General features: G+C 63.7%; 24 protein-coding genes. 9 read left to right on the top strand and 15 right to left on the bottom strand.

Going from position 1 to position 24,124, the window contains the following annotated elements; all coding sequences use genetic code 11:
* Window position 1 precedes the first annotated feature (1 nt).
* From I8J29_RS27020 to I8J29_RS26975, 10 genes are all read right to left on the bottom strand, one after another.
* The gene (locus I8J29_RS27020; RefSeq protein WP_338113293.1) at window positions 2-949 is read right to left on the bottom strand and encodes a type II secretion system F family protein; all 948 of its coding nucleotides are present in this window, start codon (window positions 947-949) and stop codon (window positions 2-4) included.
* Window positions 934-2,409, bottom strand: a complete 1,476-nt coding sequence (locus tag I8J29_RS27015) for an ATPase, T2SS/T4P/T4SS family (protein WP_208850473.1) — start codon at window positions 2,407-2,409, stop codon at window positions 934-936. Before I8J29_RS27015 ends, I8J29_RS27020 begins: the two co-directional genes overlap by 16 nt.
* Entirely contained in the window at window positions 2,409-3,272 is an 864-nt protein-coding gene (locus I8J29_RS27010) for a CpaE/TadZ family protein (RefSeq protein ID WP_208850472.1), read from the bottom strand. The genes I8J29_RS27015 and I8J29_RS27010 overlap by 1 nt, the downstream gene beginning before the upstream one ends.
* Window positions 3,269-3,994, bottom strand: a complete 726-nt coding sequence (locus tag I8J29_RS27005; protein WP_208850471.1) for an SAF domain-containing protein — start codon at window positions 3,992-3,994, stop codon at window positions 3,269-3,271. The genes I8J29_RS27010 and I8J29_RS27005 overlap by 4 nt, the downstream gene beginning before the upstream one ends.
* Before the next feature lie 173 nt (window positions 3,995-4,167).
* Window positions 4,168-4,839, bottom strand: coding sequence for a hypothetical protein (locus I8J29_RS27000; protein ID WP_208850470.1), 672 nt, complete (start codon window positions 4,837-4,839; stop codon window positions 4,168-4,170).
* Between the two features lie 16 nt (window positions 4,840-4,855).
* Window positions 4,856-5,548, bottom strand: coding sequence for a hypothetical protein (locus I8J29_RS26995; protein WP_143089048.1), 693 nt, complete (start codon window positions 5,546-5,548; stop codon window positions 4,856-4,858).
* A gap of 193 nt (window positions 5,549-5,741) precedes the next feature.
* Window positions 5,742-6,092, bottom strand: a complete 351-nt coding sequence (locus tag I8J29_RS26990; protein WP_090644310.1) for a type II toxin-antitoxin system PemK/MazF family toxin — start codon at window positions 6,090-6,092, stop codon at window positions 5,742-5,744.
* 2 nt (window positions 6,093-6,094) lie between these two features.
* Entirely contained in the window at window positions 6,095-6,376 is a 282-nt protein-coding gene (locus tag I8J29_RS26985; RefSeq protein ID WP_090644307.1) for a CopG family ribbon-helix-helix protein, read from the bottom strand.
* Between the two features lie 374 nt (window positions 6,377-6,750).
* Window positions 6,751-7,941, bottom strand: coding sequence for an alanine racemase (alr, locus tag I8J29_RS26980; RefSeq protein ID WP_208850469.1), 1,191 nt, complete (start codon window positions 7,939-7,941; stop codon window positions 6,751-6,753).
* A 165-nt stretch (window positions 7,942-8,106) separates the two neighbouring features.
* A complete protein-coding gene (locus I8J29_RS26975) occupies window positions 8,107-9,471 on the bottom strand; it encodes a DUF4367 domain-containing protein (RefSeq protein ID WP_208850468.1) in 1,365 nt (454 codons plus the stop codon).
* Window positions 9,472-9,915: 444 nt separating this feature from the next.
* Here I8J29_RS26975 and I8J29_RS26970 point away from each other — a divergent pair, with 444 nt between their 5' ends.
* Window positions 9,916-10,833 carry a Rossmann-fold NAD(P)-binding domain-containing protein gene (locus I8J29_RS26970; protein WP_208850467.1) on the top strand — a complete coding sequence of 306 codons (918 nt, stop codon included), beginning with the start codon at window positions 9,916-9,918 and terminating at the stop codon, window positions 10,831-10,833.
* Between the two features lie 138 nt (window positions 10,834-10,971).
* Here the strand turns inward: I8J29_RS26970 and I8J29_RS26965 are convergent, their stop codons facing one another.
* The gene (locus tag I8J29_RS26965) at window positions 10,972-11,391 is read right to left on the bottom strand and encodes a DoxX family protein (protein WP_208850466.1); all 420 of its coding nucleotides are present in this window, start codon (window positions 11,389-11,391) and stop codon (window positions 10,972-10,974) included.
* A 309-nt stretch (window positions 11,392-11,700) separates the two neighbouring features.
* On the opposite strand from I8J29_RS26965, the gene I8J29_RS26960 reads away from it, so the two are divergent.
* From I8J29_RS26960 to I8J29_RS26950, 3 genes are all read left to right on the top strand, one after another.
* Window positions 11,701-13,230, top strand: coding sequence for an MDR family MFS transporter (locus tag I8J29_RS26960; RefSeq protein ID WP_208850465.1), 1,530 nt, complete (start codon window positions 11,701-11,703; stop codon window positions 13,228-13,230).
* Window positions 13,231-13,682: 452 nt separating this feature from the next.
* Window positions 13,683-14,669: a tryptophan--tRNA ligase gene (gene trpS / locus I8J29_RS26955; protein ID WP_208850464.1), complete on the top strand. Its 987-nt coding sequence runs from the start codon at window positions 13,683-13,685 to the stop codon at window positions 14,667-14,669.
* A 239-nt stretch (window positions 14,670-14,908) separates the two neighbouring features.
* Entirely contained in the window at window positions 14,909-15,220 is a 312-nt protein-coding gene (locus tag I8J29_RS26950; protein ID WP_208850463.1) for a putative quinol monooxygenase, read from the top strand.
* Between the two features lie 89 nt (window positions 15,221-15,309).
* Here the strand turns inward: I8J29_RS26950 and I8J29_RS26945 are convergent, their stop codons facing one another.
* Both I8J29_RS26945 and I8J29_RS26940 read right to left on the bottom strand, forming a co-directional pair.
* Window positions 15,310-16,350: an ABC transporter substrate-binding protein gene (locus tag I8J29_RS26945; protein ID WP_208850462.1), complete on the bottom strand. Its 1,041-nt coding sequence runs from the start codon at window positions 16,348-16,350 to the stop codon at window positions 15,310-15,312.
* Window positions 16,351-16,501: 151 nt separating this feature from the next.
* Entirely contained in the window at window positions 16,502-17,032 is a 531-nt protein-coding gene (locus I8J29_RS26940) for an SgcJ/EcaC family oxidoreductase (RefSeq protein WP_208850461.1), read from the bottom strand.
* Between the two features lie 74 nt (window positions 17,033-17,106).
* Between I8J29_RS26940 and I8J29_RS26935 the strand changes: the two genes are divergently transcribed.
* The 4 genes from I8J29_RS26935 to I8J29_RS26920 all read left to right on the top strand — a co-directional run bounded on the left by I8J29_RS26935 (window position 17,107) and on the right by I8J29_RS26920 (window position 21,315).
* Window positions 17,107-18,216 carry an undecaprenyldiphospho-muramoylpentapeptide beta-N-acetylglucosaminyltransferase gene (locus tag I8J29_RS26935; protein WP_208850460.1) on the top strand — a complete coding sequence of 370 codons (1,110 nt, stop codon included), beginning with the start codon at window positions 17,107-17,109 and terminating at the stop codon, window positions 18,214-18,216.
* Window positions 18,217-18,489: 273 nt separating this feature from the next.
* On the top strand, window positions 18,490-18,771 hold the full coding sequence (locus I8J29_RS26930) for a chorismate mutase (RefSeq protein WP_090644287.1): 282 nt from the start codon (window positions 18,490-18,492) through the stop codon (window positions 18,769-18,771).
* A gap of 174 nt (window positions 18,772-18,945) precedes the next feature.
* The gene (locus I8J29_RS26925) at window positions 18,946-19,818 is read left to right on the top strand and encodes an AraC family transcriptional regulator (protein ID WP_208850459.1); all 873 of its coding nucleotides are present in this window, start codon (window positions 18,946-18,948) and stop codon (window positions 19,816-19,818) included.
* A gap of 90 nt (window positions 19,819-19,908) precedes the next feature.
* Entirely contained in the window at window positions 19,909-21,315 is a 1,407-nt protein-coding gene (locus tag I8J29_RS26920) for an ADP-ribosylglycohydrolase family protein (RefSeq protein WP_208850458.1), read from the top strand.
* Between the two features lie 136 nt (window positions 21,316-21,451).
* On the opposite strand, the gene I8J29_RS26915 is transcribed toward I8J29_RS26920, so the two are convergent.
* Window positions 21,452-21,982: a hypothetical protein gene (locus I8J29_RS26915; protein ID WP_208850457.1), complete on the bottom strand. Its 531-nt coding sequence runs from the start codon at window positions 21,980-21,982 to the stop codon at window positions 21,452-21,454.
* 118 nt (window positions 21,983-22,100) lie between these two features.
* A complete protein-coding gene (locus tag I8J29_RS26910; RefSeq protein ID WP_208850456.1) occupies window positions 22,101-23,243 on the bottom strand; it encodes a CobW family GTP-binding protein in 1,143 nt (380 codons plus the stop codon).
* 182 nt (window positions 23,244-23,425) lie between these two features.
* Here I8J29_RS26910 and I8J29_RS26905 point away from each other — a divergent pair.
* Window positions 23,426-24,124, top strand: a 699-nt coding sequence (locus I8J29_RS26905; RefSeq protein WP_276316340.1) for a GTP-binding protein, incomplete at its 3' end; no start/stop codon positions are given.

Here is a 24,124-nt window from a genome sequence, read left to right as displayed (position 1 = left end):
TTCACATTTTTTTGCGGGACAGCCACAGCCCCATGACGAAGGACAGGAAGATCATGACCGCCGCGTTCAGCAGCATGTTCCGGCCGCCGGGATCAAGCACGTAATATCGGTACGCGTTCTCCGGATTGTAATGAAAGTTGATGCCCATGAAGAGCGCCAGAAACAAGATCGGAGTGAAGTTGGCCACGCGGATCTCCAGCAGCTTATTGCGTTCCTGCTGGTTGGCTCTGCGCGCCTTGCGCATGTCCGTAATCAGGTCCCTCAGGTTGCCCGCGATGGGATGGCCCTCCGCGAGCCCCGCCCGCACGATGTTGACGAAGTAATCCGCCCAGACGTGGCCCAGCGACGCCGCGAAAACACGCAAGCTGGCCTCGTCGTCCCCGCGGACGGAGAGATTGCGGTACAGCTGCTCGAACACCTCCTGCATCGGCCCAAGCATCCGCTTCTCCTCCACCGTGCGCTGCAGCGCCGTGCGGATCTGCCGCCCGCCGCTGACGAGGCAGCACTGGTAGAACAGCTCGATCGCCGGCAGGAAATCGATCCGCGTCTTCATCTGGCGGCGCACCTGCATCATGCGCAGCAGCAGGTACGGCAGCGTCCCGAGCACGCCGGCCGTCAGCAGCAGCCCCTTCGGGCTGCGGAAGAACATCGCGCCGAACGCGGCGCCGACGATCAGCAGCAGCAGACTGAGCACGACGATCGAACCGGGCCGCAGGCTGACCTGCAGCGATTCCAGCAGCTCGGCGAGATGCCGGTACGCCCGGTCGTAGCGCTGCAAATACCGGGCCAAGCGCTCGCCGAGCCGCTGCTCCCTGCGGTAGCTGAGCCGGCCGATGACCTGCTGGCGCTGCGCCCAGGCGTCCAACAGGCCGCGGACAGCCACGAACAGCGTGCAAAAGAGCGCCGCCGCGAACAGCATCGTGGTCAGCCGCATCATGGCGCGTTCCACGCCCCCGCCTTGCGGAGACCCGCGGCTCCGGCCTGCGCCGGCACGGGAATCTGCGCGGGAGCAAGCGCGGACGCCGCGCCGAGCTCGGGCCAGGCCGCCGCTCCCGCCAGCGGCGCGCCGAGCTTCAGCCGGGCCGCAGCGGAGGGCGAAGGCGAGTGCGGGTACCGCCAATTGCCCGCCGCTTCGTCGAATACCGCCCATTCCCGCACGGCCGGCGCGCCGTCGGCCCAATATAGCTCCGCTAAGCGCACAAGCCGGCGGCGTCCCCCGGCAAACCGCATCTCGATGCCGACCTGGGTCACGTATTCCGTGATCCGCTTGGTCAGCCGCTCGGGATTCAAGCCCCGCCCGTCTTGGAGGCACATGTCCGAGATGGCTTCCGGGACGTCCTCGAGCGCGTTGGCATGAAGCGTCGTCATGCTCCCTGCGTGGCCCCGGGTACACGCCCGCACGTAGATGTTAGCGTCCTCGTCCCGAATCTCGGCGTGGATGATCCGCTGCGGCGACTGCCGGAGCGCGAGCTTGAACGCTTGGGCCGAGCGATGCTGCGGATCGTCTTCGTCCACCTCGTACTCGATGACGTTCTTCGCCGGGAAATCACGCTGCAGCATGAGTTCATGCCGGCTCTCGATCGTGACGAGCCGTTCCTCGTCCGGCATTTCGCCGATCAGCGCCTTGATCAAATTCGTCTTGCCCGAGTTCGTCGGACCGATCACGACGACGTTGAGCCGGGCGTGCAGCACGGCCAGCAGCATGTGCCGGACGCGGTCGCTGATCGTGGCGTATTCCGGCTTGCTCAGCTGCGCGAGCTCGAAGCGCCGCACCGTATAGAACCGCAGCGTGAGCGTCGGCTTGGCCGTGAAGCCGAACCCCGTTATCGTCACCCGCGTGCCGTCGCGGAGCATGACCTCCGCCCACCGCTTCCGCGGATTGATCCGGTCGTTGTTGTACAAGACGAGGTTCTGCTGGATCCGCTCCACTTCGCGCAGCGATTCGAACGCGTAGGCCGACGGGCGGGCGACGCCGTCCCGCACCTCGAACACCGACGTGCCGACGACCTGGATCTCCTCCAGCCCTTCCCGCTTCAGCAGCACGAGCTCCAGCACGTTCATGCCGATGACTTCGGCGAACAACGCTTCCGCCAACGTCGCGTACGGGTGCCGGAAACCGGGCAGCTCATGGATCCGCTGGCGGAGCAGCCGGTCGGCGATGACGGCCAGAATCCGCTCGCGGTCCGCGCCATAGCCTAGCACGGCGCGGTTCAAGCACTCGTTGTACTCCCGGCGCTCTTCCTCCGTCTCACCGCGCGGCTGGGCCAGATACGTGCGCACGTCTTCCGCCAGGCGCCGGAAATCGCGCATCGCGTCGTGACCCGCGGCAGACGCCGCCGCCGGCGTCTCTTCACCCGCCCACAGCTTGGCCGAATAAGCGGCCGGCGAAAATCGAACGTCCTTATTCATTACGAGCTCACCCCGCCGCGATGCGCGAGCAGCTTCTTGTACCAGGGCTGCATCGCCGGCTTGGGCCTGCCCCGCAGGCCGTAGACGTCGGCGATGGCCTTCGCCGGCGCCTGCATCGTCCGCTTCCCCCGCTCGCTCCCGGCCAGCCATTCGTCCAGCGTTCCGCTGTCCAGCTGGGCGAGCAGCTCCTCCGTCAATGCGAGCTCGCCCAGCAGCGGCACGCCCAGCTCGTTGCAAATGTCTTTCACTTGATATCCTCCTTTACCCCGCGGGGATTGAATCACGATGCCTTGGAAGGAATCGGCCGGAATGCCGTAGAGCGGCGCCAGCTGCTTCAGCCAGCGCTGGCCGTCCTCCTGAAAATGGGACAGCGCCCCCGTCGTCGCGACGATGCGCGTGCTCGCGCGGCGCAGGACGCAAATCGTCGCCGCGTTGTCCCAGTACGCGCCGACGTCCGCGACGACGACGTCGAACGTCCGCGCCGCGACGGCGAGCAAATGCTCCATCTCCTCCATCGCGTAAAACTCCGCCTGGTCGCGCAGCAAATTGCCGAATAGTACCCGCAGGCCGGGCACGCCGCGGCACCGATGCGTCGAGCGCAGCAGCTTCTCGGCGTTCAGCGAACGCGTCGCCAGCTCCGGCCGCAGCTCGTCGAGCGTCGTCGACGGTTCGTCGACGCCGAGAAACCGGTGCGTCTTCGCGCTCTTCAGGTTCAAGCAGAGGAAGCCGACGCTGCATTCGCGTTCCGCCGCGAGCCGGCAGGCCGCGGCGAACGCGGCGGTCGTCGTGCCGATGTTCGGCGTCGTGCCCACGAACGCGATCAGCGGCGCCGCCCCCTCGGCGGACGGGCCGGACGCGCTCATGGCGTGCCCTCCGCGGGCGGGGAGCCGACGTCGAGCGATTCCGGCGAATATGCGATCACGAGCTTGCTTTGGCCGCCCTTGCACAAGGAATCGAGCTTCAGCCACTCCGCCTCCGTCAGATTGAGGTTAATGTAATCGATCATGCCGTTGGCGTCCCGCCTGGAGGCGTACATCGCCTCCTTGTCCCCGCTTGCCATCGACAGCAGGCTGGAATTGTCGGCGTCGTCGATCTCCACGTTGCCCGCGGTCTTGACGGACGCGACCGTGACCGCTTCCGGGAACAGCCGCTCGGACCCCGCGGCTTCGCCCGAGACGTACACCATCACCTTGTCCCCGGCCCGAATGCCGTTCGACACGGACAGCACGTAATCGCGCGGGATGCCGAAGGTGGACTGGCTCTGGCTCGGCAGCAGGCGGAATTTATCGACCTTCCAGCGCAGCAAGGGCTCGTTCGCGCCCAACGGCACGACGACCTCCATGCCGGCCAGCTCGTCGCGGCTCATCGCCATGTCGTCCGTAAACGACGCCTTCGCGATCTGCTTCTGACCCAGCATGTCCGGCGCGAGCCGCTCGCCGGCGGCGACGAAGCGCAGCGGCACGACGACGTTCACCGTTTCCTGGAATTTCACCTGGCGCAGCTGCAGCATGTAAACGCCGTAGACGAGCAGGCCCGACAGCAGCGCGGCCGTCACGGATAGGAGCAAATGTCGTTTTCGGTTCATGGCCATCCCTCCGGCAGCTTCCTTAGCGAAAACAAAAAGAACGCAAGCCGGGCGTATAGCCCGAGCTTGCGTTCTTCGCAAAGCGTTCGCTAGTGATCTGCACTAGTAATATTGACCTCATCATAGCAGACATTATTTTGGCTGTCTACCGCAAAATTGTCAGTTCTTGTCGTTCATCGTCTGATTTCGGCGTCGATCCGCGCGTCTCCGAGCCGCTTCAGCTGGTCGCGGTATTCGACGAGCCCGATCCGGCAGCCCGGGCCGATCGTCACGTTCGCGCCCCGCACGACGTCGGCGGTCGTGTTTTCCAGGTAAACGTACTCGCCTTCGATCAGCTCGGCCGTCAGCGACAAAGGCCCTTGTCCCGAGAACAGCTGCTTCAGCCCACCCCACTTGCTCTGGCGCACGACCACGCGCCGGCCGCCGATTTCCTTCGCCCTGCACGGCCCCCAGGTACGGATGTCGACCTCGCCCGCGTTCAGCAGCCCGCGGATGGCGAAGCCGCCCCTCGCTTCGAACCGTTCGGCCTCGCACTCGCCCCGCACGTCGAGCTGGCCCCGCAATCGTACCGAACGTCCGCGCACGCTGCCCTGCACGTCGAGCCGGCCCACGACGTTCAACTGCTCGCCGACCAGATCGCCGTTCACGACGACTTCCCCGATTTGCTTGTAACGCCCGGCGGCCAAGGTGTCCGTCACGTCGAGCGTGCCCATGCAGTGCACGGATTCGCATTCGGTCGGTCCGAGGATCTTCGCCTCTCCCATAACCCGGACGTGACGGAAGCTGCCGCCGTGCATCGTGCCGTTGCCCGTAATGTTAATATTGCGTTTCATCGCCGCATGCATGCCGGTTCCCCCCTCCTTAAGACTCGATCCGATAGCTCGCGCGCACTTGCGCCTGCGGATGCACGACGAGGTCGGACGAATAAGCCACGCAGTCGATGCTGCAGCCCGGGCCGACGATGACCGTGCGGCCGCGGACGGTTTCCGCGGTCGTCTCCTCGAGCTCGACGATATCTCCTTCGATGACGCGGGCGCGGAGACGGGCCTGCCAGGCCGGCAGCAGGGAATCGAGCAGCTTCCGCAGCCCGCCCTTGCCGGAATGCCGGACGGCGATATGCCGCGCGCGGATGCTCTCCGCCTCGAACGGACCTTCCAGCTTCACGTCGAGTTCGTCCCCGGTCAGCCGGCCTTCGATTACCAGCGCGCCGCGAACCTTGGCCTGCAGCGCTTCGCAATCTCCGCGGACCTTCGCGTAGCCGTTCAGGTCCAACCGTTCCGCCTGCATCGGCCCGTTCACCGTTATTTGCCCTTCCAGCTTCATGCCCCCCGACCGCAGGCCGCCGCGGCAGGTGAATTTGCCGTTCGATTCCAGCCGCTGCTCCGCGCGCACGTCCCCGTCGACCGAGGTCATGCCGTTCGCTTCGAAGGTCAAGCAGTCGACGGTGCCGCCGACCTTGCAGACGCCGTCAAGCTTCACGCCGTAATATTCGCCGCCCCCGGCGTGGCCGATGCCCGAAATTTCCAAATCCGGCCGGCTTGTCGTTCTCATCATCGTTCATTCCTCCGCTTATTCGTTCTTATGTTCCCATTATGCGCCGCAAGCGTCGGCGCAGACAGCGGCGGGAGATGGAACTTGCGCTCCGTCCGCAGACGGATGGGCGGCCGGGAGCCGCGAAGCTTGTCCCGCGAACGCAAAAAAGAGCCCGTGCAAGGGCCCTTGTCTCCGTGATTATGCGATTGGGAAACTAAAAATCGATGAGACCGACGCTGATCTGGAGCGCTTCGTCCACCTTGCGCATCATTTCGTCGTCGAGATGCGTGATTTTGTCGGTAAGCCGCTGTTTGTCAATCGTTCGAATCTGCTCGAGCAGCAGCACGGAATCCCGGTCGAAGCCATGGGACGCCGCGTCGATTTCGACATGCGTCGGCAGCTTCGCCTTTTGGATCTGGGCGGTGATCGCCGCCACGATGACCGTCGGGCTGAAGCGGTTGCCGATATCATTTTGAATCACCAAAACAGGACGCACGCCGCCCTGTTCGGAACCTACGACAGGTGACAAATCCGCAAAAAACACATCGCCGCGTTTTACGATCAAGCTTACACCCCGCTTACGAGTCGGCCGAGCGTGTCGCCGGCATCTTCCTCCGCTTGAAAAGCTTCCGAAGCCATTACCAGGTTGATCTTCGCCATCTCCAGATAGCCGCGCTGCATGGAATCCCGAATTTGACGCTTCTTTCGTTCAATCAAATACAGCTTCATAGCCTGACGAATGAATTCGCTTCGGTTCGAGTTTTCTTTGGCGACGATTCCGTCGACTTCCTCCAGCAAATGATCCGGTAAACTGATCATAATCCTTTTGGTATTTTGCAAATTGGCCACCGAACTCGCACCTCCAAAACATTTCCAGCAAGGTGAAACGGCCGTCGCCGTCCCGAAGAAGGCGAAACGCGTTTCATCCCGGAGAAACATAAGCCGCAGACAGGCAAAAAAGGCTTATATTTCAAAAAACAGTAACAGTATGTCATTGTTTGGTCCGTCTTATACACCCTCATATGTATGCAACCCGTATATCAAGTATGCTGCATCCATAGCTGGCGGGACATGCCGGCAAGGAACCGGCGGCCGTCTCGTCGCGGCGCCCGAACCTCCCGGACTAACGATAAACAAAGTCTGACGAAAAGTCTACCCGTTCTTACTATTTCGTGATAAGACGATAAAATCCTCTTGCGACAATCGCATCTAATGCATGGAAATTATTCCTTCGCCCGCAGCAAAGGGTTCGCGACGGCGACGATGTTCCCGTCCCGCGTATAGACGCGCGGCACCCGCGCGGCGACCATGCACGTCACTTCGTAATTGAGGGTGTCGAGCTTCGCCGCCACTTCCTCGGCGGTGATGGACGCTCCGCCCTGCGCGCCGATCAGCACGACTTCCTCCCCGTTCCCGACGGGGCTGTCCCCGGCGAAGGCCTCGAGCGAGACCATGCATTGGTCCATGCAAATCGTCCCGAGCACCGGCACGCGGCGGCCGCGGACGAGCACCTCCGCCCGGCCCGTCAGCATCCGGCTGTAGCCGTCGGCGTAGCCGACGGGCAGCGTGCCGATCCGCTCGCCGGCCTTGGCGAAATAACGCGTGCCGTAGCTGATGCCCCAGCCCTCCGGGGCTTCCTTCGTCATGACGACCGCCGTCTTGAGCGTCATGACCGGCTTCAAGGCGATCCGGCTGCCGTTCACTTCCGTCGACGGATACAAGCCGTACATGCTGATGCCCAGGCGCAGCATGCCCCCGCCCATTTCCGGCGTGTCGATGCCCGCGGCGCTGTTGGCCGCATGGACGATCGGGATGCGAATCCCTTCCGCCTTCAGCTGCCGCACGACCGTCTTGAACCGGCCGTATTGCAGCTCGGTATAACCCTTGTCGGCTTCGTCGGCCCGCGCGTAATGCGTGAACAAGCCTTCGACGTTCACGTTCGGGGCCGCGACCGCCCGGCGGACGAACGGCACCGCGTCGCCGACCGCGAGACGGCCGAGCCGGCCCATGCCGGTGTCGACCTTGACGTGGACAGAGAGCCGCTTGCCGTTGTCCGGCAGGGACGCGGCCGCCTCGAGCACGTCGTCGCGGAACAGCGCGATCGCGACGTTCGCATCGCGCGCGGCGGCGAGCGCTTCCGGGGGCACGTAGCCGAGCACGAGAATGTTCGTCTTCACGCCGGCCTCCCTCAGCTGGAGCGCTTCGTCCAGGAACGCGACGCCGAGATAATCGACCCCGCAGCGCTCCGCTTCTCTCGCCACTTCGACGGCGCCGTGGCCGTACGCGTTCGCTTTCACGGATGCCATCAGCAGCATCCCTTCCGGTATGGCCGCGCGAAAAGCTTGCAAATTATGCTTCAGCGCGTCTAACGATATTTCGGCCCGCGTCGGGCGATAATAGCCAGCCGTAGTCAACTTGCTCCACCTTCATTTCCACAAAAGTAAACGCCCCCCACGAATGGGCAGGCGTTTATCTCGTTAACCCGTAACCTTTATGTTATACGGTACGGCTTGGTCGTGTCAATGAATTCGCGGCCGCGCGGCCGGAGCAAGTGTTGGAAATCAGGCTTGCCGCCGGTACTATTTGGACATCTCGCCTTGTACGGACTGGGCGACCTTGATCATCTCTTCCTCCGGCAGGTTCGCGCTCGTAATTCGGAACTCCGTGCCGTCGTACGTCCAGGTCAGCGTGCGCTGTTCGTCCTCCTCGCTGCCGCTCAGCAGACCGTACGTGAAGCCCAGATCCTTCAGCTCGCCCTTCGTCGCGGATACGGCGACGTCCTTCGGCTGCGTCTCGATGAGCGTGTAATCGTACGTGCCCGAATAGCGGATCATGATGCCCGGATTGCCGCCGAACACGATGCTTTGGTTATCCTTCTCCGACACGCCGTCCGGGAAGTACGCCGGATCCATGCCGGTAAAGGTGCCGTCCGCGTCTCCGCCGCCGGCCGGCGCCATCGTGTCGTCCGAATCGTCGGCCGCGTTGCCGTCCGCCGAATTGCCGTTGTCGTTCGCGCCGGTGCTGGCGTTGTCGTCCGGGTTGTTGCCGCTGGCGTCGTTCGTGCCGCTTCCGTTATCGGCATTGCCGTTCGTCGCCGCGTCGTCGGCATTTCCGTTGGTGTCGGCATTTCCATTGGTGTCGGCATTGCCGTTCGTCGCCGCGTTGTCCGCGTTGCCGTTCGTCGCCGCGTTGTTGTCCGGCGAAGCGGACGCGTTGTCGCTGCTCGCGTTCGTATTGCCGGTATTCGCGTTGTCCGCGTTGCTGCCGTTGTCCGGGTACGCCATCGTCGGCTGGTCGCCGCCCGTTGCCGGCGTGCCCATGTTTTTCTGGGTATCGAAGACGCTCTTCTCGAGCTTGGAGCCGAACTTGAACGTATCGAACTTGACGGAAACCATGACCGCGTTGTTGGCGTCGCTGACTTCCACTTTGTTCGGCGCGTAATCCGATTTGTTCAGCCAGATTTTCTGCCGGGCCAGGGAGCCGTTCTGATAGTTCGCCATGACGTCGAACACGTATGCGTCGTTGTCGATCGCGAACTGGCGGGAGTTGTCCAGCAGAATGCTTTGAACGAGCGTTTGGTACAGGTACACTTGGCCTTGGTTCGCCGGCCAGTCGCTTTGGAAGCGGAATACTTTGTTCAGGCGCGGCGTCAGGACGAACACGCCTTCGTCGTTGCGCAGCACGATCTGGGTGATGTCCTTCTTGGCGTTCGTTAGGGCGATGCGGTAATACTGCGGCTTCTGGTAGGAAACGTCCACTTGATATTCCAGCGGCTGCTGGCCCGTGTAGAGCGTCATGACGCCTTTGCCGGTGTAGCTGTCCAAGCTGCTCAACGTTTTGTCCAAATCCTTGACTACCGATTCCGCGTCCTTCGTCCCGCAGCCTGCGAGCACCGCCGTGAGGCATAGCAAGATCGCTGCGAGGAAACTGAATCGACGACGCATGAGATCAACCCCTCATCACAATTTTTAAACGTATCCGGAGTTGTACGGCAGCCCGCGCGGATATCGCGCGCGGGTCGCGTACGGGACAAGAGCCGTTTACGCTTGACTTGTACCATTTGTATGAGGGGACTTGGACGAATATGCAGACAAGTTGCGGCTTGGACGTTTTTGCGTACGGGCCTGCCCGCCGGAAAGGCGCGCTATAATGTAGAAACGCTTCGGACGGCTCCGGGCGCTTCCCGAAGCCGCGCGGAAGGACGGAACGCGAACCGCGGACCCGCTCTCGCGCCTCCGCTGCATAATCTGAATATTTATTCACACCGCAAACCCTTGGCGCGATCATGTTAAGGTTAAATGAACGATATTGACAACGGGGACGCAACAGCCTAGTATGAATATTAATTCACACGAACGAATTATAATTCATTCCTGGGGGTGCCCGTTTTGAAACACTTGTTATCGTTGAAAGAACTGAACCGCGCCGAGCTGCTCGGGTTGATCCAAAAAGGCATCGCGATCAAGAAGCAGCCCGATCGCTTCGCGAACGCCTGCGAGCGCAAAGGCGTCCTGATGCTGTTCCAGAAGACGTCCACCCGGACGAACCTCTCTTTCCAGTCGGGCATCAACCAGATGGGCGGTTATGCCGTGCCGATGGATTGGAACGCCAGCAATTTCAGCATTTCGCCCATTCAATACGAAGCGCGCTACGTCTCGCGCAACATCGACTTCATCGTGGCGCGGCTGAAGAAGCACTCCGATCTGCAGGAGCTGGCCCGCTACGCGACCGTCCCGGTCATCAACGGCTGCTGCGAACGCTATCACCCGTGCCAGGCGCTCGCGGATCTGATGACGATCTACGAGGTGTCGGGCTCGTTCGAGAACGTCACCGTCACGTACGTCGGCATTCAGAACAACGTCGCGAATTCGTTGATCGCGGGCTGCCTCGCGCTCGGCGTCCGGCTGCTGCTCGTCACGCCGATCGTGAACGAAGCCTCGTGGGACGGCGAGCTGATGGACGAAGCGTTCGCGAGCGGCCGCATTATGCGCATGGATTCGCTCGAAGAGGCGGCGGCCCAATCCGACTACGTGTACACCGACACGTGGATCGACATGGAGCATTTCCACAGCGCGGATTACGCCGCGGTCAAGGATTTCCGCATGAAGACGATGCTGCCCTTCCAGCTGAGCCGCCGCGCGCTGAACGGCCACGCGCCGTACATCATGCACGACATGCCGATTCACCCCGGCTTCGAGATCGAAGAGGAGCTGATTGAATCGGCGAGCTCGATCATTTACCAGCAGGCGGAGAATCGCATGCACGCGCAGAAGGCGCTGCTGCTCCATCTCATGGAGCAGGCCTGACGCGATTCGGCGCTCCGCGCGAGCCCTGGCTTCGGACGACGAAGCCGGGGCTTTTCGGCATGCGCGATTCGCCGGACCTCCGTATAACCGTTTGATGACCCGGACCGTTTGATGACCCGGCATTCTGCCAGTAAGGAGTTAGTAGCCTTGAAGTTCGCCGTTGGCTTTATTCACGCGCCGCGTTTCGCGCGATAAGCCCGATTTCGATCTTTGATGATAATAAAAATAGGAGCCTGCGATCATGATGTATCCGATCAGGAAAATCAAACCGCTCGCAAGGCCGTCCACGGCGATCGTTGAAAACATCGCGCCTGATAAATCGAAAAACAGTCCGGCAAATGCCCATTCTTTGATTCGCGGAAAGCCTGGAATAAGGATCGCCGCGACCCCCAACAATTTGGCGATTCCAAGAAACGGAAGGAGATAGTCGGGGTACCCCAAATGCTTGAAGAGTTCAACCGCGTCGCTGGACGAACTAACATCGGGAATCGCCCCGATACCCATAAATACCGCAAGCAGCCCGGTAAAAATCCAGTAGGGAATCAACGTTTTTTTCATTGCATTAGCCTCCTTAGAATCCTCATTGATTGGTTGACGCCTATTCAAACCTCGAATCAGCACCTTCTAGCGAGCCGCGCTTCACATGCCAATTGCGCATGCCAAATATACCCTATCAGGAATATTCCCGTCAAGGAATATTTAAAGCGGTTATCTTGATTGCATGATGGCGAACGCGCCGTCTCCCTCTCCGGGTCCCCGCTGCCTCGGCCCAATGGACGTCGCCCGCCTCGGTCTCGCGATCGATTTCCCGCCGCGCGGCATGACCTATAATCATGACAGCCGATAAAGACAGGAGAGATTCTCGACATGGTTGCCACGACAAACAACAAAGGGCTCGTCCTCGCGGGCCTGATGCTCGGCTTGATCTTCGCCGAGCTCGACGAAACGGTCGTCTCTACGGCGATGCCGACGATTATCCGGGAGCTGCACGGCTTGTCGCTCTACGGCTGGGTCGCCGGCGTCTACATGCTGGCCGTCACGATGTTCATGCCGATTCTCGGCAAGCTGGCCGATCTGTACGGCCGCAAACGCGTTTATCTGAGCTGCATGGCCTTGTTCATGGCGGGCTCGATCGTGGGCGGCTTGGCCGATTCCATGACGATGCTGCTCGTCGGGCGCGGCATCCAAGGCATCGGCGCCGGCGGGCTCATGCCGCTCGCCCTCGTCATCATCGGCGACACGTACCCGCTCGAGCAGCGTGCCAAGATTCAAAGCCTCTTCGGTCCGCTGATGATCCTGCCCCAGCTGCTCGGCCCGACGGTCGGCGGCTACATGGTCGGCCACGTGAACTGGCACTGGGTGTTCCTGATCAACATCCCCGTCGGCCTGCTGTCCGCGGCCGTGCTGGGGATCGGCATGCGCGAGTCGCGCGGCGAGGAGAAGCGCGCGATCGATTGGACCGGCGCCGCGACGCTCGTCGCCGCCCTGCTGTCCCTGCTGATGGCGCCGGTGCTGATCGACAACCGGGGCCTGTCCTGGTCGTCGCCGCTCATCGTCGGCCTGCTGGCGCTGTCCGCCGCGCTGACGGCGCTGTTCGTCTTCATCGAGCGCCGCGCGAAGGAGCCGATCATTCCGCTGCGGCTGTTCCGGCACCGTTCGGTCGTCGTGCTGTCCTGCATCGTGCTCATCCTCATGCTCGGCATTATGGGCGGCATCGCCACGTTCCCTTTTTTCGCGCAGAACGTCATGGGGCTGACGCCGACGGCGGCCGGCTACCTGATGCTCGCGTTCATGGCCGGCGCGATTCCGTCCAGCATCGCGAACGGCTTCCTGATCACGAAGGTGCCGTACCGCAATCTGTTCATCGCCTGCTTCACGCTGCCGGTCGTCGGCTTCTACCTGCTGACGCGCATCGGCCTCGACACGAGCGTCCTCTATGTCATCGTCACGTTCTTCATCCTCGGCCTCGGCATCGGGGTCCTGTTCGGCAGCGACAACCTGATCGTCCAGGAGTCCGTCGACAAGGCCGACAGCGGCGCCGCGCTCGGCACCGTGCAGCTGTTCCAGTCGCTCGGGGCGACGATCGGCCTCAGCGTCTTCGGCAGCCTGCTGGCCCGCCACATCAACCAAGGCGTATCGGGGATGGCCGACCGGCTCCCGGCGGGCACGGCGAACACGATCGCGACCGGCGGCATTCCGCAAGGGCTCCCGCACGACCTGCTGATCAAGGTGCAAACCGTGTTCGCGGACGCGTTCCAAGGCATTTTCGGCATCTCGTTCGTCTTCGTCATCGCGGCGTTCGCCGCCTGCTGGTTTCTGAAGAAGGAAGTGCTGCAAAAGCGCGAGGAAACGCCGGGGGCCGAGACGGTCGCGGCGACGGCGGCTTCCGCGGAATAAGCGGGCGGGCTGCCGAACGGTTCCGGCGCGGCCGCGTCGCGGAGCGGTCGTTCGCACGGGGCGAAGCGCCCTTGACACCTAACCGCTTTCCCGCTAGAGTTAGGTCTAACCATCACCAAAAACAGATATGCGACAGCTATGAACGGAAAGAGTACCCGCGACCATCGATGGTCCCAGCGAGCCGGCGGACGGTGCAAGGTCCGGCACGATCGAGCGCGGCGAATGGCTCCGTTCGCTTCAATCCGAACGCCGTTTCCGCGAAACGGCAAGTAGGCGTTGACGGCAGGTCCCTCCGTTATCCAAGGGACGCATGTTAGTCGTTTTGACATGCGAGAGTCGCGGCGCGCTTGCGCCGAATTCGGGTGGCACCGCGGAGTCCAGCACTTCGTCCCTTTGGGGACGGGGTGTTTTTTGTTTTGGAACGCGATGATATCGACCGGGGAGGAATGAACGTGAACCGAATCATTTCGGGCATCAAACCGAGCGGGGAGCTCAATATCGGCGGCTACGGCGGCGCGCTGCATCAGTTTCTCAAGCTGCAGGACGACTGCGAGTGCTATTTCTTCGTGCCGGATCTGCACGCCGTCACCGTGCCGCAGGACCCGCGCCTGCTGCTGCGCCGCTCCAAGGAGATCGCGGCGTACTACGTCGCGGCCGGCGTCGATCCGAAGAAAGCCGCGATCTTCATGCAGTCGCAGGTGCCGGCGCATGCCGAGCTGAGCTGGCTGCTGGAGACGCAGGCGCATTTTGGCGAGCTCGGGCGGATGACGCAGTTCAAGGACAAGTCGCACGGAAAGGACGCCGTCAGCTCGGCCTTGTTCACCTATCCGGTGCTGATGGCCGCGGACATCCTGCTGTACCGGGCCACGCACGTGCCCGTCGGCGACGACCAGAAGCAGCATCTGGAGCTGACGCGGGACCTCGCCGAGCGGTTCAACAACCGGTTCGCGCCGGTGTTCGCCGTGCCCGAGCCCGTCATTCCGGAGATCGGCTCGCGCATCATGGGCCTCGACGATCCGTCCAAGAAGATGAGCAAGAGCAACCCGAATCCGAACGGCTGCGTGCTGCTGCAGGACGACCCGGACCTGATCAACAGAAAATTCGCCAAGGCCGTCACCGATTCCGAAGGCGAGGTACGCTACGACTGGGAGCGGAAGCCGGAGATCAGCAACCTGATCGAGATCTACGCGGTGTTCGCCGGCGCCGGCGTTCCGGAGATCGAGCGCCGCTTCGCCGGCGTCGGCTACGGGGCGTTCAAGCGCGACATCGCGGAAGCGGTCATCGCCAAGCTGGCGCCGATCCAGCGGCGGTTCGCCGACATCGTCGATTCCGAGGAGCTGCTGGCGGTATTGCGGGACGGCGCGGAACGGGCCGCGGCGACCGCGGACGCGACGCTGCGGAAGGCGAAGCAGGCGATGGGACTGCTCACGTTCGGATAAGCGGCGAGGCGCCGCGAGCTTCATGATCATTCCGAACGGCATAAGCGGCAGGAGCGCTATGAGCCGTACGAACTTCACGAGCGGCAGGAGCCGGCGAGGAACCCTCCATTGCCGGCGCGGGCGCGGACCGGAGTCGGGCGGGGCGCAAGAGCATGGCCCGCCGCCTTCTTCGCTGACTGGTTTTGTCAGCCATCGTTCGGTATGATGAAGGCAAGTCCAAGAGAACAGGATGTGTGGGTATGAGCAAATTCGGCTTATCCGGCAAAATGATCGCGCAGCCGGGCAAACGCGACGAGCTGGCCGCGATTCTGATGGAGGCGGCCGCCGGCATGGATGCCGTCCCCGACTGCCAAATCTACGTCGTCAGCCTGCTGCCGGAAGAACCGGACGCCGTCTGGATTACCGAGGTGTGGGACAATGCCGAGGCGCACCGGGCTTCGCTCTCCCTCGAGGAGACGCAGGCGATGATCGCGCGCGCCAAGCCGCTCATCGCGGGCTTCGACCAGCAGGTGAAGCACGTGCCGCTCGGCGGCAAAGGCATGCGCGCGTAGCGGCCGCCTCGCGCTGCAATCGAAACGCCAACAACCGCCCTGCCTCCGAACGGAGACAGGGCGGTTGTTCATGCGACCATGAAGACCGCTTACTTGGACTGCGTCAAATCCTTCACCGCTTCGTCCATGATTTGCTCGCCGGCGATCTTGCCGGAATAGAGCCAGCTGCTCGTGCTCGGAATTTCGAACACATGGCCGTTCTTCACGGCCGGAATGCCCTGCCATACCGGATCCTTGAGCGAATCCTCGCCCGCGTTCTTGTCGCTGTTCACGAGGAAGACGTAATCCGCGTTCAGCGTCGCGAGCTTCTCGAGCGAGATCGGGTTCCACACGGCTTTGGATCCCTCCGGGAGGTCGCTGACGAGATTCGGCGGCGTCAAGCCGAGATCCTTGTAGAGCACCGCGCCGCTCGATTGCGTCTCGTCGACGAGGTAGAAGTTCTTGGACACGAGCCACAGCACCGCCGCCGTCTTGCCGCCGATAGCCGCGGACAGCTTCGCTTTCGCGTCCGCCGCCTTCGCGTCGTAATTCTGAAGCGCCTTGGCCGCTTCGTCCTGCTTGCCGAGGAGATCGCCGATCGTCGTCAGCGCCGCGCGCCAGTCCTTGTTGACTTTATCCCCGAGCACGTAGGTCGGCGCGATCTTCGCGTACTGCTCGTAAAGCCCCTTCTGCACCGACGACTCCGAGCCGATGATGATCAGGTCCGGCGAGAAGCTGAGCACGGATTCGACCGGCAGATCGTAGGCGATCGTCGGCACGTCCTTCAGCTGCGGCGCCAAATAATCCTGAATGCCGTTCGCGACGGACCACTGCGCGACGGGCTTCTTGCCCAGCGTCACGACCGGATCCTCCAAATACGATGCGAGAATGCGCTGCGGATTCGCCGGAATCGTCACTTGATGCCCCATGCCGTCCGTGACCGTCCGCTCCGCCGCCGGTTCGCCGCCCGCGTTCGCGCTATCGTTGGCGCCGCCGTTCGATTGACCGGCGTTCGCGCCGGTGTTCGCTTGATTGCCGGCGTTAGCCCCGCCGTTGTTGCCGTTGCCGCCGCATGCCGACAAAACCAGCATGACCGCCAGCAAGCCGGCGAGAAGAACTCCCGTTTTCCGTACCGTTCGTGCGTTGCGCATATTCGATGTTACCCTCCTGATTGATGGACAAAGTCTATCCCAAATGATAATGAATCTCATTATCAAATGTCAAGAGCAACAATTGGCAGCGGCGCGTTCCGGAAGGCGAATGCCTCCGCGAACGCGCCGCTGCCGTTCGGACGCCGCGCCTTTACCGCAAGCCCGCGATCGGGAGCAATGCCCGCAGCGCCGCGGTGATCTCGGCCCCCCGCTCCGGCTCCATATGGAACTGCGCCGGCGTGTTCTGGAAGAGCGCGATCGCCCACCGGCCCTCCCGCTTCGCCGCGGTCAGGGCATGCTGCGCGTTCAGCTTCGGATCGATGTCGGCCGCGCCGTCAGGTACAAGGCCGGAATAAGCGCGAAGAATCGCGGCGTCCGCGGCGATCAGCTTGACGGATGCCACGATGACGCAGTATCGGGGCGTCTTGTGATGCGCGAAGATCGGCGCCAGGTGCGCGAGAATGCCGGCTCTGCCCGACGCCTCGCTGCCGTCGAAGCCGATGAGCTCGCCTTCCTCCGCGAACGGAGCCGCCATCGCTTCCGCGCTGCGGTCGTTCCAGCCCGCGAGCATCGCCGCGTACAAGCGAACGATTTCGAGCTCGTCCGGCCGCGGCGTTCGGTCATGCGCGGCGCGGCTCTCCGCATATTGTTGAAGGACGTAATCGAATGACGATGCGGACATTTACCTTCCCTCCCGGACTCCATGCGGAATTTGTGTTACGCTGTTCATAACGATTTTAACAAGGAGAGCCGACTATGCCAAATGCAACCTCGCCTCGTCCGCCGGACGAGAAGCCGCGCCGGATCCTCTTCACCGGAGGCGGATCGGCGGGTCACGTGACCGTCAACCTGGCGCTGATCCCGCTCCTGCAGGACCAAGGCTGGGACGCCGTCTACATGGGTTCCAGCGGCGGCATCGAGAAGCAGCTGATCGCCCGGCTGCGCGATGTCGATTATTACCCGATTTCGACGGGCAAGCTGCGCCGCTACCTCGACGTGCAGAACGTCAAGGACCCGTTCCGCGTCATGAAAGGCGTGTTCCAGGCGTACCGGACGATCCGGAAGCTGCGCCCCGACGTCGTCTTCTCCAAGGGCGGGTTCGTCTCCGTTCCCGTCGTTCTCGGCGCCTGGCTGAACCGCGTGCCGGTCATCATCCACGAATCCGATCTGACGCCGGGCCTCGCCAACCGGATCGCCAACCCGTTCGCCCGGAAAGTGTGCGTCACGTTCGGCGAGACCGCCGCCCATATCAAGGGAGGCAAAGCGGTTCATGTCGGCCCGATCGTCCGCCGCGAGCTGCTGCGCGGCAGCGCCGTGAAGGGGCTGCAGTGGAGCAAGCTGCTTCCCGGCAAGCCGGTGCTGCTCGTCATGGGCGGCAGCCTGGGCTCGAAGCGGATCAACGACGCGATTCGCCGCAACCTGCCGGAGCTCACGAAGACGTTTCAGCTCATCCACCTGTGCGGCAAAGGCGAGTTGGACGACAGATATGCCAAGGTAAAAGGGTATCGTCAGTACGAGTACGTCCACGACGAGCTGCCCGACCTGCTCGCCTGCTCGGAGCTCGTCGTCTCGCGCGCCGGGTCCAATTCGATCTTCGAATTCCTAGCCCTGCGCAAGCCGATGCTGCTGATCCCCTTGTCCAAGGAGGCGAGCCGCGGCGACCAGATCCTGAACGCGGAGTCGTTCCGCAAAGCCGGCTTCTGCGAAGTGCTGCAGGAGGAAGAGCTGACGGACGAAGCGTTCCTTGCCGCTCTCGGCCGGCTGTACGCCGAACGCGACGCCGTCCGCGCGCGCATGCGGCAGCGCGATGCCGGGGACCCCGCGGGCAGCATCGCCGCGCTCATCGCGTCGGCGAGCCGGCGCTGAGGCCGGGCTTTCGCTAAGTAGGAGCGTGCGCAGCGCCGCATCCATGGAGCCGCCATTTCCGCTTCTCGGTATGGCGGTTTTTTCGCTCTCGGCGGCCGTCGGCCCCCGTTTCGTCTCGCCGGCATGCGGCCCGCAAGCCGGACGAGCCGCGCAATATTTTTGCCGGATTGGAAACGGAACCCGTTTACAGCTCTCGGCGGACTATGGTAATGTGGTGTTGAACTTTATTGCGTAGAAGCGTCTAAGTGCGAAAACTTGCGAGGAGTGCATCAGATGGCAGATTTGGCTGAACTGAGAGCGAACATCGACGAAATCGACCGGCAGATGATCGCCTTGCTGGCAGACCGTTTCAAATTCACCGAAGAGGTCGGCGTCTATAAAGAGCGGCACGGCCTGAACGCCCAGGACCCCGACCGCGAAGCGCAGCAGTTCCGCAAGCTCGCGACGTACGCGGAGCAGTGCGGGCTCAATCCGGCGTACGCGGAGAGCGTTTACCGGCATATCATGGATCTCGTCATCGCGCGGCACGTGGAGCTGCGGACGATAAAGAAGTAACGCATCGCCGCGGGCGCGGACGACGCGGGCCGTTTCCGAACCTGTTCGGAGGCGGCTTTTTTCATGCCGCGGCAATCGTCCCGACGAATTGTTGAAAGCGCCGTCATGGTGTATTCTAGTGGCAACGCGATGCGGCGAGCCCTCGCCGCATCCCGCAAGGAGGTCCTGCCGCGCATGAAGCTGACCATCACGTACGAACACGACGTGTCCATCAACGCGTTCCGCTGGACGCCGCACGCGTACCGGCAGCCGCTCCATGCCCATGCCAGCTTGGAAATCGGGCTTTGCCTGTCGGGCACGGGACGGTTTTATTTCGGGCGCAAGGCGTACGAGGTAAACCGGGGGGACGTGTTCCTCGTCAACAATGAGGAGCTGCATATCGCCCAATCCGACCCGGACGACCCGAGCCGCTACCTGTTCCTGAATTTCGACGGCGCCCTGCTCCTGGCCGAAGACCCCGGCCTGCTGCTGCCGTTCGCCTACCGCTCGTCCCGCTTCCATAACCTGATCCCCGCGGGATCCGCGCTCGCGGAGGCCGTCACTCCGTGGATGCTGGCGGTCGAACGGGAGCTGCGGGACCGCGAGCCCGGCTGCCTGGCAATGGCCAAGAGCGCCCTGATCCAGCTGTGCGGCCTGCTGCTGCGCCACTATACCCGCGAGCTGTCCGCCGAGCAGCAGCTGTCCGCCGCGCGGTCGGCGAACCAGACCAAGGCGCTCGCGCAGCTGGTCGAGCAGCGCTACCGCGAGCCGATCGGCCTGCGCGACGTGGCGGAGGAGCTCGGCATCAGCATGTCCCGCGCGAGCCGCGTGTTCCGCGAGACCACGGGCCGGCGCTTCGCCGATTACGTCGCGCTGCTGCGCGTGCAGGAAGCCAAGCGGCTGCTCGCCGGCAGCGACCGGCAAGTCGCGCATATCGGCTTCGACTGCGGCTTCCAGAGCCTCGCGACGTTTTACCGCGCCTTCAAGGACGCTACGGGCCTGTCGCCGGTCCAGTTCCGCCAGACGTTCGGCCTCGGCGCGCCGGATGCCGCCCCCACGCGCAAATAGTGAGAAGTCCGCGCCGCCTTCCTGAGAAGAACGCCGTCCGCCCATCCCGTACAATGAAAGCATTACGGACAAGAGAGGACGGTCGAAAACATGGCAGGTTGGGATACGCTTCAGGCGCTGGTGAAGGAAGAAGTGAAGCAGCGCGGGGAGGAAGGCTGCGACGTCGCGGGATTCGCGGAGCGCGCGGAAGCGGCGGGCGCGGACGAGGCGGAGCTGATGCGGCTGTACCGGGAGCTGGCGGCGCTGCCGGTCGCGGCGGATTTCCCGTACGACGAGCCGTCGGAGCTCGAGGAGATTCGGGCGCTGCGCCCGAAGGCGGCGGCCCCGGTCGCTTCGCCCACGCATACCGACGCGCAATGGCTGGATAAATTCCAAGGCGCGTGGCTTGGACGCGCCGCGGGCTGCGCGCTCGGCAAGCCGCTGGAATCATGGCCGTTCATGAACGGCTCCGGCGGACGGTCGGGCACCGCGAACGTGAGGCTCTGGTTCGAGGGCGCGGACGCGTGGCCGATCGCCGGCTACACGCCGCTGGAGTCGGGCGCCGCGCAGCGGTATCCGGACATCCACATCGCCCAGTGGTGCAAGGCGAGCACCCGCGAGAACATCCGCTTCATGGAAACCGACGACGACATCCGCTACACCGTGCTCGGCCTCGTCATGCTGGAGGAACGCGGCCTCGGCTTCGACTCCTGGGACGTCGGCAAGCTGTGGCACGAACGGCTCAGCTACGCCCAGGTCTGCACCGCCGAAACCCAGGCGTACCTGAATTTCGCGCAAATCACGTCGCACGTGCGCGGCGGCGAACGCGAAGGGCTGACGCCGGAAGCCAAGGACTGGGTCCGCACGCATCTGAACCCGTACCGGGAATGGATCGGCGCCCAAATCCGCGTCGACGGCTACGCCTACGGCGCGGCGGGGAACCCGGAGCTGGCCGCGGAGCTGGCCTGGCGGGACGCGTCGTTCTCCCACGTCAAGAACGGCATCTACGGCGCCATGTTCTGCGCCGCCATGATCGCCGCCGCGTTCGCGGAGACCGACGTGCGCCGCATCGTCGAAATCGGCCTCGAAGCGATTCCGGCGAGCAGCCGGCTGGCCGCCGACATCAAGCACGCGGTCGCCATCGCCGACGGGACGGACGACCAGGTCGAGCTGACCCGGCGCATCTGGGACGCGTTCCGCCACTACCATCCCGTGCACACGAACAATAACGCGGCGCTGTGCGCGGCGGCGCTCATCCACTCCGGCGGCGACTTCGAGAAGGGGATCGCGACCGCGGTGCTCGGCGGCTGGGACACGGACTGCAACGGCGCGACCGTCGGCTCCGTCCTCGGGGCGATGCTCGGGAGCGACGCCCTGCCGGCCTCGTGGACCGCGCCGCTGAACGACCGGCTGTACGCCGCCGTGAACGGCTTCCATCCGATCGCGATCTCGGCGTGCGCGCGCCGCAGCTACGAGACGTTCCGCAAGCTGCAGGCCGCGTCGGCCGCGAGCGTCTGAACCGCAAGCAGGGCCGTCATCCCGCGATGACGGCCCTGCTTGTCGTATTCGATCGATCGTGATGCGCGCCGAAACGGCGATTCGCCCGGTTGCCCCGGGCTCGGCCGCTCTGCGCTTGCGCCGGCTGCGCGCTTGGCTACGCGCCCGGCTTGGCTTCCGGCTTGGCTTCCGGCTTCAAGTCCGCGGACGGCTTGCCGCCTTTCTCCTTGATCATGCGGTTCTTGCAGGCTTCGCGGATTTCGTCGTGCAGCTGCTTCGCGGTCTTGCCCTCGGTCGAGATGCCGAGCCGCTTGGCCGTGTCCTGCAAACGGGCCAGGCGCTGCGCCTTCTTCGCCGCGATGAACTTGTCCCATTTGGCCGGGTTCGCGTCCTTGGCCGCCTTCAATTCCTTCTTCAACTGCTCGGCCGTCTTGCCTTCCGTGGAAATGCCGAAATATTGCGCGGCTTCCTTCATGAATTCCAGCTTGCGGGCTTCGCGCTCGCCATGCTTGTGGCCATGGCCGTGACCGCCGCCGAAGCGCCAGTGGTCGCGTTCCTGCTCGTGCTGCGCCTGCAGCTGTTCCGACGGCGGCGTCGCCGCCTGCGCGTATACGGGCATCGCGGTCAGCAGCAGCGCCGCCGCCGTGCCGAGCGCAGCGATTTGCTTGCGCCAGGATGGTGTTTTCATTTCAAGTCAGCTCCCTTCGCGGGCCATGGTTCGACCCATTCTGTGGTAGCTTGTCCATCGGCGATCGCTTTTATCCAACAAAACCCAATTTATTTCGACGCTGAATCGCGGTTTCGTCCTACGATTCGAGGCCGGCCAGCTCGGCCAGCAGCGCGTCCTTGTCGAAGTGCTCCCCGATGAACACGGCCACGTCGTGCACGTCCCCCTGCGGCGTGATGCGGATGAACTCCGTTTCGCGGTACGCGAATTGGAACAGGAAGCGGCTGTTCGTGTCGCTGAACGTCACGATGCCTTTCGCCCGGTAGACGTCCTGCGGCAGGCGGTTCAGCAGCGCTTCGAACGCGTAGCTGTCGATCGGCCCGGCCAAATAATGCGTCAGCGTCATGACGTGCGCATGCGAGTCGTGGGCATGCGAGTCATGCGCGTGCGCGTCATGGACGTGCGACTCGCGTGCGTGCTCGCCGTGCTCGTGCCCGCGGTCATGCCCGTGCCCATGCTCATGTGCATGATCGTGCTCGCCGTGCCGGCAGTCCGCCCCGCAGACGTGGCTGCCCGCGGCCTTCGCCCGGCCGGTCCCCGCTGCCGCCTCCGGCCGGGGCTTCGGATCCGCGCCGTCCGCGAGATCGAAGATCGCGAGGTCGATCGCGCTGCGGACCGTGACCGTGAGCGGCGCGTACGCGTTCAGCCCGCGCACGAGCTGCTGCGCTTCGACGAGCTCCTCCGGCGACAGCTTGTCCGCCTTGTTCACGATCAGATCCGTCGCGCAGCGGATCTGCTCCTGCATCAGCTTGAACGTGCGCCCGCCGCGCTTGCCGCGCGCGAGCAGCTCCGGCCCGTCGACGACGGTCGCGATCGTGCGCAGGTCGATGCGCAGGAGCAGCGCCGCTTCCGTCACGGCGTCGATGATCTCCATCGGGTTCGCCGCCCCGGTCGATTCGATGAGCACCACGTCCGGCGCGTGCTCGTCGATCAGCGTCTTCAGCTCGAGGCTCAGGTCGCCGCGGATCGTGCAGCAGATGCAGCCCCCGAGCATTTCGGCCATCGGCACCTCGCCGCCGAGCAGCTGCCCGTCCAGGTTGACGTCGCCGAGCTCGTTCATGACGACCGCGACGTTGATGTCCTGCGCTTTATAGTAATCGACGACCTGGTTCAGGAGCGTCGTTTTGCCGCTGCCGAGAAAGCCGGACAGCAGGTGCACGGTGACCGCGCGCCCCTGCGGCCCGTTCGCGGACCGGTTCGGTCCGCCGTCTGTCGTTGCCATTGCGATTCCTCCCGCCTGTAAGCTGGCCTCATTATACCGCTCCAGCCGCGTTTTTAACAGCTTCGGCGAAATCGGTGTTAATTCCGGGCGCGGCCGCATACAGTTCTGGAATGTGGCGGCGTAACGGCGTTCAAGCTTGGATGCCGGCGCGCCGCCTGGACCTGGAAGGAGGACGTGGCCAAATGGAGCAACGTGCAATACCGGTGATCGTCTTGAGCGGCTTTCTGGGCAGCGGCAAAACCACTTTGCTGCTCAGGCTGCTGCGGCATGCCCACGCGAGCGGACTGCGCGCATCCGTTCTCATGAACGAAATCGGCGCCGTCGACGTCGACGGCACGCAGGTGAGCCGCGAATCCGCCTACGCCCTGATGGAGCGCATCACGGAGGGCTGTCTCTGCTGCAGCAAGAAGAGCGAGCTCGGGGGCTGTCTCGAGCGGCTCGCGCTGATGCGGCCGGACGTCATCGTCATGGAACTGACGGGCGTCGCGAATCCCGAGGAAATCGTCGAGGCGATGACCGAGCCCGAAGCGATCGGCAAAGTCGCGCTGCACCGCATCGTGACCGTGCTGGATGCCGAGCATGCGCTTGATTATAACAGCATCTTCTCGGCGGACCGGGAGCTGATCCGCACGCTCCGGCGTCAGCTCGAGGTGGCCGACGTCATCGTCGCCAACAAGTTCGACCTGATCTCCGACCGCACCGCCGACAAGGTGCGGTCGCTCGCGCGGGACCGCAACCCCGCCGCCGCGTTCGTCAGCGCGGTGCGCTGCGACTTCGATCCCGCCAACGTGTTCGCGGGCATCGCCCCCGCGGGCGAGCTGCGGCCGCGCTTCCCGTGCTCGCGCCTGGCTGAGCGGCGGCGGGCATTGCGCCAGGGTCCT

Source organism: Paenibacillus artemisiicola (assembly GCF_017652985.1).
In the GTDB taxonomy this organism is placed as follows: domain Bacteria; phylum Bacillota; class Bacilli; order Paenibacillales; family Paenibacillaceae; genus Paenibacillus_Z; species Paenibacillus_Z artemisiicola.
The sequence above is the reverse complement of the archived record's forward strand: the minus strand, read 5'-3'. Positions and strand labels throughout refer to the sequence as shown.

What these genes read in the sequence shown, in the direction of transcription:
- I8J29_RS27015 (WP_208850473.1), bottom strand. Translation starts at nt 2,409, where the DNA reads ATGAATAAGGACGTTCGATTTTCGCCGGCCGCTTATTCGGCCAAGCTG.
- I8J29_RS27010 (WP_208850472.1), bottom strand. Translation starts at nt 3,272, where the DNA reads ATGAGCGCGTCCGGCCCGTCCGCCGAGGGGGCGGCGCCGCTGATCGCG.
- I8J29_RS27005 (WP_208850471.1), bottom strand. Translation starts at nt 3,994, where the DNA reads ATGAACCGAAAACGACATTTGCTCCTATCCGTGACGGCCGCGCTGCTG.
- I8J29_RS27000 (WP_208850470.1), bottom strand. Translation starts at nt 4,839, where the DNA reads ATGCATGCGGCGATGAAACGCAATATTAACATTACGGGCAACGGCACG.
- I8J29_RS26995 (WP_143089048.1), bottom strand. Translation starts at nt 5,548, where the DNA reads ATGATGAGAACGACAAGCCGGCCGGATTTGGAAATTTCGGGCATCGGC.
- I8J29_RS26975 (WP_208850468.1), bottom strand. Translation starts at nt 9,471, where the DNA reads ATGCGTCGTCGATTCAGTTTCCTCGCAGCGATCTTGCTATGCCTCACG.
- I8J29_RS26965 (WP_208850466.1), bottom strand. Translation starts at nt 11,391, where the DNA reads ATGAAAAAAACGTTGATTCCCTACTGGATTTTTACCGGGCTGCTTGCG.
- I8J29_RS26960 (WP_208850465.1), top strand. Translation starts at nt 11,701, where the DNA reads ATGGTTGCCACGACAAACAACAAAGGGCTCGTCCTCGCGGGCCTGATG.
- I8J29_RS26950 (WP_208850463.1), top strand. Translation starts at nt 14,909, where the DNA reads ATGAGCAAATTCGGCTTATCCGGCAAAATGATCGCGCAGCCGGGCAAA.
- I8J29_RS26945 (WP_208850462.1), bottom strand. Translation starts at nt 16,350, where the DNA reads ATGCGCAACGCACGAACGGTACGGAAAACGGGAGTTCTTCTCGCCGGC.
- I8J29_RS26940 (WP_208850461.1), bottom strand. Translation starts at nt 17,032, where the DNA reads ATGTCCGCATCGTCATTCGATTACGTCCTTCAACAATATGCGGAGAGC.
- I8J29_RS26935 (WP_208850460.1), top strand. Translation starts at nt 17,107, where the DNA reads ATGCCAAATGCAACCTCGCCTCGTCCGCCGGACGAGAAGCCGCGCCGG.
- I8J29_RS26930 (WP_090644287.1), top strand. Translation starts at nt 18,490, where the DNA reads ATGGCAGATTTGGCTGAACTGAGAGCGAACATCGACGAAATCGACCGG.
- I8J29_RS26925 (WP_208850459.1), top strand. Translation starts at nt 18,946, where the DNA reads ATGAAGCTGACCATCACGTACGAACACGACGTGTCCATCAACGCGTTC.
- I8J29_RS26920 (WP_208850458.1), top strand. Translation starts at nt 19,909, where the DNA reads ATGGCAGGTTGGGATACGCTTCAGGCGCTGGTGAAGGAAGAAGTGAAG.
- I8J29_RS26915 (WP_208850457.1), bottom strand. Translation starts at nt 21,982, where the DNA reads ATGAAAACACCATCCTGGCGCAAGCAAATCGCTGCGCTCGGCACGGCG.
- I8J29_RS26910 (WP_208850456.1), bottom strand. Translation starts at nt 23,243, where the DNA reads ATGGCAACGACAGACGGCGGACCGAACCGGTCCGCGAACGGGCCGCAG.